Origin of the sequence: Actinokineospora auranticolor, assembly GCF_002934265.1 — a bacterium.
In the GTDB taxonomy this organism is placed as follows: Bacteria; Actinomycetota; Actinomycetes; order Mycobacteriales; family Pseudonocardiaceae; genus Actinokineospora; species Actinokineospora auranticolor.
The window spans coordinates 76202-92540 of the sequence record NZ_PTIX01000008.1 but is presented as its reverse complement, the minus strand read 5'-3'; the positions used below and the strand labels follow the sequence as shown (position 1 = coordinate 92540).

Sequence of the window (16339 nt, the reverse complement as noted above, 5' to 3'; positions counted from 1 at the left end):
TTCCTCAGTCGACGGTGAGCACGATCTTGCCGCGCCCGTGCCCGGTCTCGCTGCCGCGGTGCGCGTCGGCGGCGCGGTCCAGCGGGTACGAGTGTCTGATGTGGACCTTTATGCGCCCTTGCTCCCACAGCGCGCACAGCTCGGTCAGGCGCGCGGCCGAACGGCCCGGCTCGACGAGCGGGACGCCGAGTTCGGTGGCGGCGTCGTCGTCGACCATGGTCCGGATGCGGCGGCGGTCGGCGACCAGCGCGACCGCGGCCCGCAACCCGTCGACGCCGTGCAGGTCGACCGCCGCGTCCACCCGGTCGCTGATCGCCCGGACCCGGTCGACCATGCCCGGGCCGTAGGCGACCGGGACGGCACCGAGCGCGCGGAGGTGGTCCTGGTTGGCCGGGCTCGCGCTGCCGATGACGGTCGACGCACCCCACGCCCTGGCCAACTGGACCGTGAAGGTGCCCAACGCGCCCGCCGCCGCGTTGACGAAGACGGTGTCGCCCTCGTGGATGCCCGCGCCGGACAGGCACTGGTAGGCGCCCTGGGCGTTGGCCGGGAAGCCGCCCGCGACCTCCCAGGGCATCGCGGGCGGTTTTGCCACCATCTGCGTCTCGGGGACCACGACGTACTCGGCGTAGCAACCGAGAGTGGTGAATCCCAGTACCTCCGCACCCGGCTGGAAGGCGGAGGCACCGGGGCCGTGCGCGTCGACCACGCCCGCGAACTCGTTGCCGACCACCACCGGCGGCACCAACCGGATCGACGGCGGCGCCCACCCGGCGCGAACCCGCGTGTCGAAAGGCTGCACGCCCGCCGCGCGCACCCGGACCCGCACCTGCCCCGGACCGGGCTCGGGTATGGGCAGGTCCACCGCTTCCAAGGCCTCCGGACCGCCGAAGGTCCGCACCGCCATCGCCCGCATGGGCTCCCCCAGGTCTCTACTCTGTGGACGCATCTGTTAACCGGGAACGCCGGTAACGACCGGCTGATCTCCCGGTGAAGTCTCGGATATCGACTTAGCTGGAGGTCAAGTACGGCTGGGACACTTCCGCCGGGGAACGTCCGACAGGTAACATCGGTTGTCCTCTCCGCTTCCCCTTTTGTCCCGGTGGTGCGCATGGACACATCCCCCGTTCCCCTTGCCCCAGGCGCGGTCCCGCTGCTCGGCCACGCGCCGCGGCTGGCCCGCGAACCGCTGGCGTTCCTCGCCCGGCTCGCCGCGCGGCCCGACCGTCTGGTCCGGATCAAGCTCGGCCCCGCGGCCGCGGTGCTGGTGTGCGACCCGGACCTGGCCGACGAGGTGTTCCGCGAGGACCGCTTGTACGACAAGGGCGGCGTGTTCATCGAGCGCGCCCGCGACGTGGTCGGCGACAGCCTCAGCAACTGCCCGCACCACCTGCACCGCAGGCAGCGGCGGCTGGCGCAGCCCTCGTTCAGCCCGGTCCGGTTGCGCGGGTACGCCGCCATGATGGCCACGCAGATCGACGGGGTCGTCGACGCGTGGCGCGACGGGGAGTCGATCGACGTCAACGAGCAGATGTCGCGGCTGACGCTCAACGTCCTCACCGCCACCCTGTTCTCCGACTCGCTGCCGGAGCACGCGGTGCGCGCGGCGTACGACGACGTGGAGGCGATCGTCGCCGGTGTCCTGCGCCGCATGGCCATGCCCACCGCGCTCACCCGGCTGCCGCTGCCCGCGAACCGCCGCTTCGACCGCGCGGTGACCCGCCTGCGGCGCACGGTCGAGGACCTGCTGGCCGAACGCCGCGCCACCGGCACCGACCGCGGCGACTTCCTGTCCGCGCTGCTGGCCGCCCGCGACCCCGACACCGGCGACGCCCTGTCCGACGCCGAGATCGCCGACCAGGTGCTCGCGTTCCTGCTCGCGGGCACCGAGACCACCGCGAGCGTGCTGTCGTGGGCACACGCCCTGATCGCCACGCACCCGACCGTCGCCCGGCGGTTGCGGGCCGAGGTCGACTCCGTCCTGTCCGGACGCCCCGCCACCCAGGACGACATCCCGAACCTCGGGTACACCGGCCAGGTGATCCAGGAAACCCTGCGGTTACGCGCCCCGGCCTGGCTGCTGACCCGGGAACTCACCGCCGACACGACCCTGGGCGGCCACCACCTGAAGGCGGGCACGACAGTCGCCTACAGCCCCTTCGTCATCCACCACCGCCCAGACCTCTACCCCGACCCCGAACGCTTCGACCCGCATCGCTGGTCCCCCGACCGCACCCCACCGCCGCGCACGGCGTTCATCCCGTTCGCCGCGGGTGCCCGCCGCTGCATCGGCGACCGGTTCGCCCTCATCGAGGCGGCGCTCGCCCTGGCCACGATCACCGCCCGCTGGGACCTGGAGTTACCGGAAGGCAGCCGCGTCCGACCGGCGGCAGCGATAGTTCTGCGTCCCAAAGACCTCCACATGCGCACCGTCCGCCGAACCCCACCCGCGAGCGTGGCCCCCGCACCCGAGCACGACACCGGCCGACCGCACTCGGGGTCGCCCTGACGCCTATCGCGAACAACGCGGTTCGTGCAGGCCATGTCGGCGCCGACGGCAATCACCCTCGCCTTCCGCGACCAGTCCGACCACTATGGACACTCGGTGGCGGCACGCGGACGACCCGAAGTCCTGACCGGGACGGGACCTTCGGGGTACCGGAACCAGGCTCTACGGCGGCAGCGCCGCGCCTGCGCGTCGGCCTACGTTCGGATCACCGCGAACGGAACCGACCGGAGGACGCCATGCGGCACAGGACGATCGAGAACGTGATGACCCGGGACGTCGCCGTGGTCCCGCCCGACACCGGGTTCGCCGACCTGGTCCGACTCATGGCCGACCGGGCGGTGAGCGGCCTGCCGGTCGTGGACCACCACGGGCACGTGCTCGGCGTGGTGTCCGAGGCCGACCTGCTGGCCAAGGAGAGCGTGCGGGAACGGCCGCACGCCGTGCCCGCCCTGCTGCGCCGCCACGCCGAGCGCGTGCGGGCTCGCGGCACGACCGCAGGCGAGTTGATGACCAGCCCGGCGGTGACCGTGCGCGCCGACGCGACCGTTCCCCACGCGGCCCGGCTGATGGCCGACCACCGGGTCAAGCGCCTGCCGGTGGTGGACGAGGACGGCGGGTTGGTCGGCGTGGTGAGCCGGACGGACCTGTTGTCGGTGTTCCGCCGCGCCGATGACGACATCGCCGAGGAGATCGCCCAGGACGTCTTCCGCGGCGCCCTCGGCATCGCCTGCGACACGGTGGTCATCCGGGTCGCGGGTGGCGTGGTCACCTTCGAGGGTCAGGTGGAGCGGCGCGGCTGGGTCGACGTCATCACCGAGTTGACCCGCCGCGTGGACGGGGTCGTGGACGTGCGCTCGAGCCTGACCTACGCCTGGGATGACACCGGCGTCACCATCCCCGAGGGCATGGTCGTCGACATCACCCGCGAACCCCGCCCCTAGCTCAGAACGCGTTGATCTGCCGGGGTGCGCGTTCGGCGCGGCTGAAGGCCCGCAGGACGGCGGGGGCGCCGTGGCGGCGGACCGACAGGCCGGTCAGCAGGTCGAGGGTCAGCCGGAGGCCGCCGTCGGGGAAGTCCGGGGTCGGGACGTCGACGCTGACGGCGAGGTCGTCGCCGTGCACGACCAGCTCCATGATCCGGGTGATCAGGAAATCGCCCAGGGTCAGGGACCAGGTCGGCCAGAACGGGGCCTGCACGGGCCGGGTGAGGTCGGTCCCGGGCAGGGTGCGCGCCAGTTCGTCGACGGTCGCGTCGTAGCGGGCGAACAGTTCGGCGGGACCGTCCGCGGCGATCCGCTCGCTGCCGTCGCGGATGCCGGTGTTGATCTCCGAGTCGACCGGCGCGTCGACCCACAGCGACCGCGAGTAGTGGTCCAGCAGCGGGATGGTCTCGGCGACCGGGCGGTCGGCGGCGAGCAGGGCGGGCACCAGCAGGACCTGGTTGGCCACGTGCCCGCACAGGCCCGAGACGCCGAACTCGGGCAGCGCGCTGGGCCGGTCCCAGGCGGCGGCCACGGCCGGGTCGCGCAGCAGGGTGCCCGCGACGCGGGCGGTGGCGATCAGGTCCTCGGCGATGTCAGTCAACGGGTGCCCCCAACGTCGTAGTTCGGTTGATGACGATCATGCCCGACACCGGCGTCATTCCTCGATCGCCCCGCCGACGGACCGCAGGTGCTCGCGGAAGGTGACCGCCGGGTCGGCGGCGCGGCGGGTCAGGTAGTCGGCGAACCGGACCTGGGCGCGCAGCGGCGTCCGGGCGCGGATGCGGTCGGCCTGGGCGCGTTCGGTGTCGCGGATGCGCTCGGCGCGGCCGAGGACGTCGTCGACCCGGTCGGCGGGGACGAACACGACGCCGTCCTCGTCCCCGAACACGGCGTCACGCGCGGTGACCGTCCAGGGGCCGACGGTCGCCGACAGCAACGCGTCCGGGGACCGGGTCTCCGGGCGCAACGGGCCGGTCGGGATCGCACCGAGGCTGAACACCGGCAGGTCGATCGCGGCGATGTCGGCGGTGTCGCGGTGCAGCCCCCACACCAGCACCCCGCCGAGCCCGGCCTCCCATGCCTCCAGCACGACCAGGTCCCCGACGCAGGCGTGGTCGAGCCGTCCGCCGTTGTCCACGACCAGCACGTCCCCCGGTTCGGCCGCGTCGATGGCCTCCAGGAACACGTCGACGCTCCCGGCGTGCCGCGCGGGCAACACCCGGCCAGCGACCCGACCACCTGGGACAACGGTGCGCAGCGACACGCAACGGACCTCGATGCAGAGCCGCACGCACGCATCGGTGAGGTGCGCTGTGGTGAGCTTCGCAAACCTCTCGTTCACCTGGCATCGCCTGCGAGCGGGTGACCGACGGTGACATCGACGTGGTCGGGCACCTCGTCGTGCTCATCACCCACCGACAACGTCCCGGACGGCTCGACCACCAGCACCGATGCCCCCGCCGGCGACGACGGCTTGTGGAACACCCCGCGCGGGACGACGAACAGCGACCCCCGGTCCAGCACGACCTCCCGCTCCCCCGCCTCCTCCCGCAGCGCGATCCGCAACTGCCCGTCGAGCACCAGGAAGAACTCGTCGGTGTCGTTGTGCACGTGCCAGACGTGCTCGCCCTTGGTCTTGGCCACGCGCACGTCGTAGTCGTTGACGGTGGCCACGACGCGCGGGCTCCAGATCCGCTCGAAGCTCGCGAGCGCGGCGGAGAGGTCGATCGGTTGGGTCATGCTTCCCATGCTCCCGGTGCGCCGCCCCCGCCACGAGTGCTAGGAATCGCACATGTCGCAAGAATCCTCGCACCGGGTCGCCCTGCTCGTCGACGACGGCGCCAACCCCTTCGACGCCGGGGTGGCGGTGGAGCTGTTCGGGTTGCGGCGCCCCGAACTGGGGGTGCCCTGGTACGACTTCGTCGTGTGCACCGACACGCCGAGTGTCCGGATGCACCTGGGCGTGTTCACCCTGTCGTCCCCGCACCGGCTCGCCGCGGCCGACACCGCGGACACCGTGATCGTGCAGAACGGACCCGACGCGACCCGGCCGCCGTCGCCCGCGATCCTGGCGGCGGTGCGGCGCGCGGCCGAGCGCGGCGCCCGGCTGGTCAGCTTCTGCGCGGGCGCGTTCACCCTGGCCGAGGCGGGGGTGCTGGACGGGCGGCGGGCGACCACGCACTGGCGGTGGGCGGCCGAGTTCGCGCGCCGGTACCCGCGGGTGCGGCTGGAGCCGGACGTGCTGTTCGTCGACGACAGCGGCACGGGCGACCGCGGCCCGGTGCTCTCGGCGGCGGGTAGTGCGGCGGCGCTGGACCTGGGCCTGTACCTGATCCAGCGCGACCACGGCGCGGAGATCGCCAACGCGGTCAGCAGGCGGCTGGTGTTCGCGGGCAGGCGGGAGGGCACGCAGCGGCAGTTCGTCGAGCGGCCGCTGCCCGCGGTGGTCGACACCTCGCTGGCCCCGTTGCTGGCCTGGGCCCGCGACCACCTCGACCGCCCGCTGACGGTGGCCGACCTGGCCCGGCGCGCGGCGACCAGCCCGGCGACGCTGCACCGGCGGTTCCGCGCCGAGCTCGGCACGACCCCGCTGGCCTGGCTGACCGCCGAGCGCGTCACGGTGGCGTGCAGGCTGATCGAGCGCGGCGAGCGCGGGCTCGACCGGGTCGCGGCGGCGAGCGGGTTGGGCTCCGAGGCGAACCTGCGGGCCCAGTTGCGCCGCCACACCGGATTGACCCCGTCGGCCTACCGCGAGCGGTTCGGTGCGCTGTCTACAAAGGATTCTCCGGTGCCGGTCGACGGCCACCGAGTCCGATGAGGACGAACGCGGCGGAGACCAGTACGAGGTTCTTGAGCACGAACTCGCCGGTCGCGCTCAGCAGCAGGACGTTCCCGTCCCGCAACGCCATGCCGGGCGCCTCGAAGAACACCAGGAACGTCCCGATGAGGTGGACGGCCGCGGCGGCCGGGGCCAGCCGCCGCGGTCGCCCGAGCACCAGCGCGACGCCGAGCACGATCTCGACCCAGCCCAGGCCCGCCACGAGCCACGGACCGCGCACCCACGGAACACTGGCCTCGACCAGGTCGGCGACCGGCGACTGCCCGATCACCTTGAGCAGCCCGAACCAGACGTAGACCAACCCGAGGGAGAACCGCAGGGCGGGGATGGCGACGCGACCCAGCACCCGCTCGGCGTTGTCCAGCACCCCGGCGACCCCGCCCCCACCCGCGGCCCTCGTCGACAGCTCCCGCAGCCCCATGACCCACCACCCGTTTCCACCCACGACGTTCCGACCAGCGTAAGCCAGCCAAGATCGTTGGTCTAGACCATTGTTTCCCTTGATGGGTAAGCGGTTAGACCACGGTGGACGTTGCGAGACTTACCAACACCTTGTCGGGCAACAAAACTGGGAATGGGTCGTTGGTGCTCGATCGGACAAATCGCCGCGCGTCCGACCGGGCCGCCGTGCTGCTTCGCTTACGCGCCAGCAGATTCCGCCACGAGCGCACCACGCAGGAGCGGCAGCAGTCGATCCCAGTGCCTGCGCAGCGCGTCGGGGTTGAACGCGGCGGTGTCGGACATGGTGAAGCCGTGCACGGTGTCGGGGTAGACCTCGGTGGTGTGCTGGACCCCGGCGTCGTCGAAGGCCCCGGTGAGCACACCGATGGCCTCGGGCGTCATGTCGTTGACCGCGAGCCCGAGGTGGACCCGGGCGGCGATGGTCGGGACGAGGAGGTGCGGGCTGTCGGGTTTGTCGGTGACCAGCCCGGCGGGGTGGAACCCGGCGGCCGAGGCCACCCGATCCGGGTGCGCGGCGGCGGTGCGCAGCGCGAGGGCGGCCCCCATGCAGTACCCGATCGCGGCGGCGGGTCCCGGCTTGACCTCGGCCTGCTCGGCGAGGAAACGCAGGTACGCGTCCGCGTCCCGGAGGGCGCGTTCGGTGGTGTGCGCCTCGATGAGCGGCATGAGCCTGGCGATGAGGGCGGGCCGCGAGTCCTGGTCGATGCGTTCGGGCAGCTCGACGACCGGCGCCGGGCCGTGGCGGTAGAAGAGGTTGGGGACGAGGACGTAGTAGCCGTGCCCGGCCAGTTCGCGCGCCTTGTCCTCCAGCTCGGCCCGTAGGCCGAAGGCATCGGGGTAGAGCAACACCGCTGGGTGCGGGCCACCGTCGGGGAACGCGGCGAACGCGTCGGCCTCGCCGTCGGGGGTGGGGATGAGGAGGGTCTTCGTGGGCATTGCGGTCTCCTTGTCGAGGTCGATGAGCTTGCGATCAACCCGAAAGGAGGCGGTGCCCGCGCGGCGCTCAGTGGAGCACCGGGTCACCAATCCGTGTGTGGCCAGACGCCGTCCCGGTAGACATCACCACCAGCCTAGCGCGTCTCCGCTCCCGAGTGGATCGCCAGGCGCCGACCTGCGGGCTTGGGCCGGTGTCACCCGCATCGGGGGCTGAGGTTGTCACTCGCTCGCGCCCCAGGTTGTCCACATGCCCGCTGTTCGTCCACAGCGCCGATTCGCCGCCTTCCAGCGCTCTGAACTGCGACGATAGGATCACTCAGGGGCCTGCCCGCAGGTGGGAGGGGTCGTGTGTTCGGGGCCTGGGGGGATCTTGAAAAGCGCCAGTCGGGGCGCTTGCGCGTCGCGGGTCGCCAGGGCCGCGCAACAGCGGCGCGAGGCGTGTGCGGGAGCGAGTCGCGGCAGGCCAGGTCGGTGGTGGCACCATCGAGGGGTTGTCCGGCGCCGTGGGTTCCGGCTCACGCGGCAGTTCGGTTCCGAGCCACCGACCACGGTGCGAATTGCCGACTGCGGCGCCCGGCCCGTACCTCACCCCGGCTGAGGGCTTCGAGTGGACCTGACCGCGGGCTTTCGCGCTACAGCGCGGCAAGGGCGTGAAGCACGCGTCGGTGACGACAAGCGACCTCTTGCCCTGGTTGTGGTGCTGGGCCGCTGTCGTGGGCAGCCTCGCCTCGGGCGAGGCGATCAGCGGCCGTGTGAGACCGGTTGATCGAGGTCGGCCGAGTCAGTCGGGGCGGCGGAGTTGGAAGCCGACGATGCAGGTGTCGTCGTCGGTGTCGGAGTTGCTGTGGGTCAGCAGGCGGTCCAGGCGTTGGTCCAGGGTGGTGGCTTCGCGGGACGCGGTGGCCAGCAGGCGTTCCAGGGATTCCTCCACGGTGCGGTCCTTGCGTTCGATGAGACCGTCGGTGAAGAGGAGGAAGACGTCTCCCTCCGCGACCGTCAGGGCGCCTTCCTCGTAATCCGGGTCCGCCAGCCCGCCGAGTAGGGGGCCGCGGATCAGCGGCAGGGTGCGTGCCCCCGCTTCGGTGATGAGCACCGGTGGTAGGTGTCCGGCTCGCGCCCACCGCAGGGTGCGGTCGCGGGGGTCGTACAGGGCACACACGGCGGTGGCGGTGACGCGGTCGGTGAGGTGCCGGGTGACGAGGTTGAGCCAGGTCAGCAGCTGCGCCGGGCCCGCCCCCGTCGCCGTGAGGCCGCGCAGGGCGTTGCGCAGGACGACCATGCTGGTGGCGGACTCGATGCCGTGTCCGGCGATGTCGCCGACGCACAACAGGATCTGCCCCGACGGCAGGACCACCGCGTCGTACCAGTCGCCGCCGACGAGGTGTTCCTTTTCCGCCGGTCGGTAGCGCACGGCGACGTCGAGTTGGGGGGCGCGCAGCGTGTTCTGGGCAGGCGGCATGATCGCGTGCTGCAGCAGCAACGTCAGCCGGTTGCGTTCCGCCGACTGCTGCTCGCTGTGCTCCAGTTGCTCCCGCGTGGCCGTCAACGCGACCTCGGTCCAGTGCTGCGCCGAGATGTCCTGGTACGCCCCGCGCACCACGGACGCCGCCTCGGGCACCGGTTCGGCGATCACCCGGATGTGCCGGGCGACCCCGTCGGAGCGCAGCAGCCGGAACGCCGTGGACGCGGGGCGGCGGTGGTGCAGCAGGGTGCGCAGGAACCGGCCGATGGCCACGGCGTCGTCGGGGTGGGCGTGCCGGGCGAGCTGTTCGATCGGCACCGGGTCGGCCGTGGCCGACAGCCCGTAGAGCGCGAACAGCTCGCTGTTCCACGCGATCTCCCCGGTGGTCAGGTTCTCCTCGAACCCGCCGATCCGCCCCAGCCGCTGCGCGTGGCGCAGCAGGTTCGCCAGCTTCGCCGCCTCGTCCTCGATGTGCCACACCAGCAGCACCGCGCCGCCGTGCCTGCTGATCCCGACCCCGGCCGCCGCGGTCAGCGGCACCTGCCCGACCAGCGCGGTCAGGTCGAGCCGCTCGGCGCGGAACGGCTCACCGGTCGCCCAGACCCGCTCGACCCGCTCGAACAGCCCGCCGCGCTCGGCGACCAGCGGGTACGCCTCCAGCAGGAACCCGCCGACGACCTCGCCGCGCAGCCGCCCGCCCAGGTCGTGGAACCGGGGGTTGGCGTGCTCGATGCGGAAGTCGACCAGCGCGCCCGTCGCGTCGAGGTGCGGCCGCAGCACCAGGGTCGGGTCGCGCAGGCTGTCGGCGAGGTCGACCAACTCCCCCACCGAGTCGTCCGGTTCCAGCACCAGCCCCGAGTTCGGGGTGTCGAGGGTGTGCGCGCACAGCTCGGCCAACGCCTCGATCTGCCGCCACAGCTGCTGGTTCGGCGCTTCGGCCCGACCGGGCCAGCAGATCTCCAGCACGCCGAGGATCCGCCCGCCGGTCCCCGCGGGCACCGCCGCCCGGCTGCCGTCCGGCGCCCCGCGCTGCCCGATGCTCGGGATCCCGGCCTCCGCCAACGACTCGATCCACACCGGACCCCGCTGGGTCAGCGCCTGCCGCGCGGGGACGGCCACCCCGGGCGGCACGTACCGCCACCGCCGGTCCTCGTCGGCGGCGAACCCCGCGCACCCGGCCAGGGTCAGCGACGAGTCCGGGCCAGCCAGCCACACCGCGACACCGACCGCGCCCAGCGGCGCCAGCGCGTGCTCCATCAGCGACCGGGCCACCGACTGGGTGTCGGTAGCGGAGAGCACGCCGCTTTCCGCGGTGCGCAGCCGAACGGTGACCGGTGTGCTCTCCGGCGAGTCCGGCGGTTCGGCCATGACGTGGTCGAGGAACCGGCGCCCGGCCTCGGAGAGCGTGTCCCGGGAGGCCTGGTCGACGATGTCGGCCGCGAGTTCCAGCTGCGGCCGCCCGGCCTGCTGGGCCAACGCCGCCAGTTGCGCCGCGGCGGCCGAGGGCCCGCAGCGCAGCCGTTCCACCAGGACGCCCCGGGCGAGTTCGATCAACGCGCGCCCGTCGGCGGCGGCGTGCGCCTCCCGCACCCGGGCCCGCAGCCGGTCGACGGTGGCGGCGAGCCTGCCGGTGGTGTCGGCCCGGACCCCTTCGGTGGTGTCCATCCCGCTGTCTCCCCGGGTCACCCGTTGAGCCACCGGCGGACCCGGGCCATGAGGTCGTCGGCGTCGAGCGGTTTGGTGACGTAGTCGTTGGCGCCGGACGCCAGGCTCTTCTCGCGGTCGCCGGGCATCGCCTTGGCGGTGACGGCGATGATCGGGAGGGTGGCGTGCGCGGGCATGGCCCGGATGGCGGCGGTGGCGACGTAACCGTCCATCTCGGGCATCATGACGTCCATCAGGATCAGGTCGACGTCGGCGTGGTCGACGAGCATCTCGATGCCGCGCCTGCCGTTCTCCGCGTGCAGCACGCGCAGCCCGTGCAGCTCCAGGATGCTGGTGAGGGCGAAGACGTTGCGGGCGTCGTCGTCGACCACGAGGACCTTGCCGTCGAGCCGGTCGTCGATCTCCGCGGCGGGCGCGCCCGCCGCACCGGTGCGCACCTGCGGTGGCACGTCCGCGGTCAGGTGCAGGGCGATCCGCTCGCGCAGTTCGTCCAAACTGGACAGCAGTTCGACGCGGTGGGTCTCGCCGCGGCCGCGCAGGACGGCCTCGTGGTCGGGGTCGAGGCGGCGGTTGTTGTAGGCGAGGACGGGCACGGCGCGCAGTCCGGCGTCGCCGTCCATGTCGCGCAGCAGCCGGATCGCGGCGTCGTCGGGCAGGTCGAGTTCGAGCGCGACGCAGTGGAAGGCACCACCGGCGAGCGCGGCGGCGGCCTCGCGGGTGCCGACGGCGGTGACGACCTCGATGGGCCTGCGGCCGTCCTCCGGGCCGGTGCCGGTGGCGTCGATGACGGCGCTCTCGGCGACCAGCGACAGCAGCCCCCGGGCGCGCTGCTCGACGACGAGCAGCCTGCGCGGCAGGGCGGCCTCGGCCGGGGCGGGTGGTTCGTGCCGCGGGTGGTCGCCGGGGGCGTCGGTGGGGCGGGCCTCGAAGTCGGGTCGGGTGACCGGCAGGTAGAGGGTGAAGGTGCTGCCGCGGCCGGGGGCGGACTCGGCGGTGATGGCGCCGCCGAGCAGGTGCGCGATCTCGCGGCTGATCGACAGACCCAGCCCGGTGCCGCCGTACTTGCGGCTGGTGGTGCCGTCGGCCTGCTGGAAGGCGCCGAAGATGGAGCCGAGCTGCTCCTCGGCGATGCCGATGCCGGTGTCGCGGACCCGGAACGCCACGATGGGCCCGTACTCGGCGGCCTGCGGGGGCAGTTCGTCGGCGCGGGCGAGGTCGACGACGAGCTCGACCTCGCCGGACTCGGTGAACTTGACGGCGTTGGACAGCAGGTTGCGCAGCACCTGCCGCAGCCGGGAGTCGTCGGTGAGCAGGTGCGACGGCACGTCGGCGGCGGTGGTGATGCCGAACCCGAGGCTCTTCTGCGTGGTCAGCGGCCGGAAGGTGGCCTCGACGTAGTCGAGCAGCTGCCGCACCCGGACGCGCTCGGGGGTGACGTCCATCTTGCCCGCCTCGACCTTGGACAGGTCGAGGATGTCGTTGATCAGCTGCAGCAGGTCGGACCCGGCGGAGTGGATGATCCCGGCGTACTCGACCTGCTTGGGGGTGAGGTTGCGGGTGGGGTTCTGGGCCAGCAGCTGGGCGAGGATGAGCAGGCTGTTGAGCGGGGTGCGCAGCTCGTGGCTCATGTTGGCCAGGAACTCCGACTTGTACTTCGAGGCGAGCGCGAGCTGCTGGGCGCGGGTCTCGAGTTCCTGGCGGGCCTGCTCGATCTCGAGGTTCTTGGTCTCGATGTCGCGGTTCTGCGCGGCCAGCAGCGCGGCCTTCTCCTCCAGCTCGGCGTTGGACGACTGGAGCTCGTCCTGCCGGATCTGCAGCTCCTCGGAGCGGGCCTGCAGCTCGCCGGTGAGCCGCTGGGACTCCTCGAGCAGCTCGTCGGTGCGGGCGTTGGCGACAATGGTGTTGACGTTGACACCGATGGTTTCCATCAGCAGTTCCAGGAACGCGCGGTGCACCTGGGTGAACCGGTGCACCGAGGCGAGCTCGATGACGCCGAGCACCTGGTCCTCGACCAGGATCGGCAGCACCACCAGCGCGGAGGGGTCGACGCCGCCGAGGCCGGAGGTGATCCGGACGTAGCCGGGCGGCAGGGCGTCGACGGCGATGGTGCGCCTGCTGCGGGCGGCCTGCCCGACGAGCGACTGGCCGCTGGCGAAGCGCTGGTCGCCGGGGGTGTCGGGGTGGCCGTAGGAGCCGACGAGCCGCAGGCCGGTGCCGTCCTCGGCCAGGTAGAAGCCGCCGTACTGGGCGCCGACGAGCGGCACCAGCTCGTCCATCACCAGCTCGGCGACGACGTGCAGGTCGCGGTGGCCCTGCATGAGCGAGGAGATGCGGGCCAGGTTGGACTTGAGCCAGTCCTGCTCCTGGTTGGCCTGGGTGGTCTCGCGCAGCGACTCCACCATGGAGTTGATGTTGTCCTTGAGCTCGGCGACCTCGCCGGAGGCGTCGACGCTGATGGACCGGGTGAGGTCGCCCTCGGCGACCGCGCTGGTGACCTCGGCGATGGCCCGGACCTGGCGGGTGAGGTTCCCGGCGAGCTCGTTGACGTTCTCGGTCAGCCGCTTCCACGTGCCGGACACGCCCTCGACCTCGGCCTGGCCGCCGAGGCGCCCCTCGGTGCCGACCTCGCGGGCGACGCGGGTGACCTCGGAGGCGAAGGACGAGAGCCGGTCGACCATCGTGTTGATCGTGGTCTTGAGCTCCAGGATCTCGCCGCTGGCGTCGACGTCGATCTTGCGGGTCAGGTCGCCCTGCGCGACGGCGGTGGTGACCTGGGCGATGTTGCGGACCTGGCTGGTCAGGTTGTTCGCCATGGAGTTGACGTTGTCGGTCAGGTCCTTCCAGGTCCCGGCGACGTTGGGCACGCGGGCCTGGCCGCCGAGCATGCCCTCGGTGCCGACCTCGCGGGCCACCCGGGTGACCTCGTCGGCGAACGCGGAGAGCGTGTCGACCATGACGTTGATGACCCCGGCGAGCGCGCCGACCTCGCCCTTGGCGTCGACGATGATCTTCTGCGACAGGTCGCCGCGGGCGACCGCGGTGGCGACCGTGGCGATCGAGCTGACCTGGCCGGTGAGGTTGGAGGCCATGACGTTGACGTTGTCGGTCAGGCCCTTCCACGTGCCGGACACGCCCCGCACCGTGGCCTGACCACCCAGCTTGCCCTCGGTGCCGACCTCGCGGGCCACCCGGGTGACCTCGTCGGCGAACGCCGAGAGCTGGTCGACCATCGTGTTGATGGTCTCCTTCAGCTCCAGGATCTCCCCGCGCGCGTCGACGCGGATCTTCTGCGACAGGTCGCCGCGCGCGACCGCGGTGGTGACCTGGGCGATGGAACGGACCTGCGCGGTGAGGTTGTCGGCCATGACGTTGACGGACTCCGTGAGGTCCTTCCACGTCCCCGACACGCCCTTGACGTCGGCCTGACCGCCGAGCCGCCCCTCGGTGCCGACCTCGCGCGCCACCCGGGTGACCTCGTCGGCGAACGCCGAGAGCTGGTCGACCATCGTGTTGATGGTGCTCTTCAGCTCGAAGATCTCGCCGCGGGCGTCGACGGTGATGTTCTGGGTCAGGTCGCCGCGCGCGACCGCGGTGGCGACCTGGGCGATGGAGCGGACCTGCGCGGTGAGGTTGCCCGCCATGAAGTTCACCGAGTCGGTGAGGTCGCGCCAGGTACCGGACACGCCCTTCACATCGGCCTGACCACCGAGGATGCCCTCGGTGCCGACCTCGCGGGCCACGCGGGTGACCTCGTCGGCGAAGGCGGAGAGCTGATCGACCATGGTGTTGATCGTGTTCTTCAGCTCGAGGATCTCGCCTCGCGCGTCCACGGTGATCTTCTGCGACAGGTCGCCCCCGGCCACCGCCGTGGTGACCTGGGCGATGTTGCGGACCTGGTTGGTCAGGTTGCCCGCCATGAAGTTGACGGAGTCGGTGAGGTCGCGCCAGGTGCCGCCGACCCCGGGCACCTCCGCCTGCCCGCCCAGGCGCCCCTCGCTGCCGACCTCGCGGGCCACGCGGGTGACCTCGTCGGCGAAGGCGGAGAGCTGATCGACCATGGTGTTGATCGTGCTTTTCAGCTCGAGGATCTCGCCTCGCGCGTCCACGGTGATCTTCTGCGACAGGTCGCCGCGGGCCACGGCCGTGGTGACCTGGGCGATGTTGCGGACCTGGACGGTGAGGTTGTCGGCCATGAAGTTCACCGACTCGGTCAGGTCCTTCCACGTCCCCGACACGCCCTTGACGTCGGCCTGACCGCCCAGGCGCCCCTCGGTGCCCACCTCCCGGGCCACCCGGGTGACCTCGTAGGAGAAGGCCTGGAGCTGGTCGACCATCGTGTTGACGGTCTCCTTCAGCTCCAGGATCTCCCCGCGCGCGTCGACGTCGATCTTCTGCGACAGATCGCCCTTGGCCACGGCAGTGGCGACCTGGGCGATGTCGCGGACCTGGGTGGTGAGGTTGCCCGCCATGGCGTTGACGGAGTCGGTGAGGTCGCGCCAGGTGCCGGACACGCCCTTGACGTCGGCCTGCCCGCCGAGTCGTCCCTCGGTGCCGACCTCGCGCGCCACGCGGGTGACCTCGGAGGTGAACAGGGACAGCTGGTCGACCATGCCGTTGAACACGGTGGCGATCTCACCGAGCAGGCCGTCGGCGTCGTCGGGCAGGCGGGTGCCGAAATCGCCGTCGCGGACCGCGGTGAGACCGGCCAGCAGCTGGCGCAGCTGCGGTTCCCCGACGACCGCCGGGGCCCGTCCAGCGTTCCCGGTGACGGGACCGTCCTCCAGCCGCGCCTCGCTCATCGCCCGTCCCTCGACTCAGGTGTTCCGCCCCGCGGCGGAGGGGTCCGGGGCCACCGTACTCAACTCGCGCCCGGACCCGCGCTCCGCCGCGAAGGTGAGACCGACCAGCGGCGCCTCTCGTCCGCCGGACGGCCGCCGGGCCGCTCCCGCCGGTCGGCCCCGGTCAGCGCCGGTCACCGCGCACGGCGAAGTACGCGGTCAGCGAACCCCGGTCGTCGTCGACGGAGAGGTCGACGCGCTCGGCGACGCGGCTGATGACCCGCAGCCCGCGGTCGGCCTGGGTCGGGTGGGCGGTGGCGGTCCAGGTGAAGTGGTCGACGGCGGTGAGCACGAGGACCTCGTGGTCGAGGTGCAGCGTGACGGTGGTGCCGCGGTCGGCGCCGCCCTGGTCGATGGCGTCGCTGACCGCCTCGTGCGCGGCCAGGACCACGTCGTGGCGCACCGGGCGCGGTACCCGCCGGGAGGTTAGCCAGCCGCGCAGGGTGCGCCGTAGTGGCGCCAACTGCTCTGCGCGAGCGGGCACGGTCGTCGAGAACACGGCGGGCTCGGGCGCGTCCATGCCCGGGGAGTTCCCGCGACGGCCGCGCGCACACGTGATTGGTTCAACCATTCCTTCCCGATCACGGCGGGTAGTGGCATCCCTCGCGCGGGTGAGCGCGGCCGCTACGTCGGGTGAACTCGATG

12 protein-coding genes are annotated in these 16339 nt (G+C 72.3%); 3 read left to right on the top strand and 9 right to left on the bottom strand.

The annotated features are described in order from the left end of the window. Window positions 1-4: 4 nt before the first annotated feature. Complete coding sequence (locus tag CLV40_RS16650) at window positions 5-916, bottom strand: NADP-dependent oxidoreductase (protein ID WP_104479844.1); 912 nt, start codon at window positions 914-916, stop codon at window positions 5-7. A 195-nt stretch (window positions 917-1111) separates the two neighbouring features. On the opposite strand from CLV40_RS16650, the gene CLV40_RS16645 reads away from it, so the two are divergent. Both CLV40_RS16645 and CLV40_RS16640 read left to right on the top strand, forming a co-directional pair. Then, complete coding sequence (locus CLV40_RS16645; RefSeq protein ID WP_104479843.1) at window positions 1112-2509, top strand: cytochrome P450; 1398 nt, start codon at window positions 1112-1114, stop codon at window positions 2507-2509. A 236-nt stretch (window positions 2510-2745) separates the two neighbouring features. Beyond that, entirely contained in the window at window positions 2746-3450 is a 705-nt protein-coding gene (locus tag CLV40_RS16640; protein WP_104479842.1) for a CBS domain-containing protein, read from the top strand. Between the two features lies 1 nt (window position 3451). On the opposite strand, the gene CLV40_RS16635 is transcribed toward CLV40_RS16640, so the two are convergent. The 3 genes from CLV40_RS16635 to CLV40_RS16625 are packed head-to-tail and all read right to left on the bottom strand — an operon-like array spanning window position 3452 to window position 5232. Further along, on the bottom strand, window positions 3452-4093 hold the full coding sequence (locus CLV40_RS16635; RefSeq protein ID WP_104479841.1) for a maleylpyruvate isomerase N-terminal domain-containing protein: 642 nt from the start codon (window positions 4091-4093) through the stop codon (window positions 3452-3454). Between the two features lie 54 nt (window positions 4094-4147). Then, window positions 4148-4834 carry an RraA family protein gene (locus tag CLV40_RS16630; protein ID WP_104479840.1) on the bottom strand — a complete coding sequence of 229 codons (687 nt, stop codon included), beginning with the start codon at window positions 4832-4834 and terminating at the stop codon, window positions 4148-4150. After that, the gene (locus tag CLV40_RS16625; RefSeq protein WP_219824000.1) at window positions 4831-5232 is read right to left on the bottom strand and encodes a cupin domain-containing protein; all 402 of its coding nucleotides are present in this window, start codon (window positions 5230-5232) and stop codon (window positions 4831-4833) included. Before CLV40_RS16625 ends, CLV40_RS16630 begins: the two co-directional genes overlap by 4 nt. 52 nt (window positions 5233-5284) lie before the next feature. Here CLV40_RS16625 and CLV40_RS16620 point away from each other — a divergent pair, with 52 nt between their 5' ends. Continuing rightward, entirely contained in the window at window positions 5285-6310 is a 1026-nt protein-coding gene (locus CLV40_RS16620; RefSeq protein ID WP_104479838.1) for a GlxA family transcriptional regulator, read from the top strand. Here the strand turns inward: CLV40_RS16620 and CLV40_RS16615 are convergent. The 5 genes from CLV40_RS16615 to CLV40_RS16595 all read right to left on the bottom strand — a co-directional run bounded on the left by CLV40_RS16615 (window position 6264) and on the right by CLV40_RS16595 (window position 16214). Beyond that, complete coding sequence (locus CLV40_RS16615; RefSeq protein ID WP_104479837.1) at window positions 6264-6752, bottom strand: DoxX family membrane protein; 489 nt, start codon at window positions 6750-6752, stop codon at window positions 6264-6266. The genes CLV40_RS16620 and CLV40_RS16615 overlap by 47 nt on opposite strands. 218 nt (window positions 6753-6970) lie before the next feature. Continuing rightward, complete coding sequence (locus CLV40_RS16610; protein WP_104479836.1) at window positions 6971-7729, bottom strand: dienelactone hydrolase family protein; 759 nt, start codon at window positions 7727-7729, stop codon at window positions 6971-6973. Window positions 7730-8510: 781 nt separating this feature from the next. Further along, the gene (locus CLV40_RS16605) at window positions 8511-10856 is read right to left on the bottom strand and encodes a GAF domain-containing SpoIIE family protein phosphatase (protein ID WP_104479835.1); all 2346 of its coding nucleotides are present in this window, start codon (window positions 10854-10856) and stop codon (window positions 8511-8513) included. A 17-nt stretch (window positions 10857-10873) separates the two neighbouring features. Continuing rightward, window positions 10874-15655: a HAMP domain-containing protein gene (locus CLV40_RS16600; RefSeq protein WP_181043549.1), complete on the bottom strand. Its 4782-nt coding sequence runs from the start codon at window positions 15653-15655 to the stop codon at window positions 10874-10876. A gap of 163 nt (window positions 15656-15818) precedes the next feature. Then, window positions 15819-16214 (bottom strand): ATP-binding protein, encoded by a 396-nt coding sequence (locus tag CLV40_RS16595; protein WP_104479834.1) that lies wholly within the window; start codon window positions 16212-16214, stop codon window positions 15819-15821. Window positions 16215-16339 lie beyond the last annotated feature (125 nt).

Bases quoted from the DNA above. Each gene is read 5' to 3' on its own strand.
- CLV40_RS16645 (WP_104479843.1), top strand. From the start codon at position 1,112: ATGGACACATCCCCCGTTCCCCTTGCCCCAGGCGCGGTCCCGCTGCTC.
- CLV40_RS16610 (WP_104479836.1), bottom strand. From the start codon at position 7,729: ATGCCCACGAAGACCCTCCTCATCCCCACCCCCGACGGCGAGGCCGAC.
- CLV40_RS16650 (WP_104479844.1), bottom strand. From the start codon at position 916: ATGCGGGCGATGGCGGTGCGGACCTTCGGCGGTCCGGAGGCCTTGGAA.
- CLV40_RS16620 (WP_104479838.1), top strand. From the start codon at position 5,285: ATGTCGCAAGAATCCTCGCACCGGGTCGCCCTGCTCGTCGACGACGGC.
- CLV40_RS16615 (WP_104479837.1), bottom strand. From the start codon at position 6,752: ATGGGGCTGCGGGAGCTGTCGACGAGGGCCGCGGGTGGGGGCGGGGTC.
- CLV40_RS16640 (WP_104479842.1), top strand. From the start codon at position 2,746: ATGCGGCACAGGACGATCGAGAACGTGATGACCCGGGACGTCGCCGTG.
- CLV40_RS16600 (WP_181043549.1), bottom strand. From the start codon at position 15,655: ATGAGCGAGGCGCGGCTGGAGGACGGTCCCGTCACCGGGAACGCTGGA.
- CLV40_RS16595 (WP_104479834.1), bottom strand. From the start codon at position 16,214: ATGGACGCGCCCGAGCCCGCCGTGTTCTCGACGACCGTGCCCGCTCGC.
- CLV40_RS16625 (WP_219824000.1), bottom strand. From the start codon at position 5,232: ATGACCCAACCGATCGACCTCTCCGCCGCGCTCGCGAGCTTCGAGCGG.
- CLV40_RS16605 (WP_104479835.1), bottom strand. From the start codon at position 10,856: ATGGACACCACCGAAGGGGTCCGGGCCGACACCACCGGCAGGCTCGCC.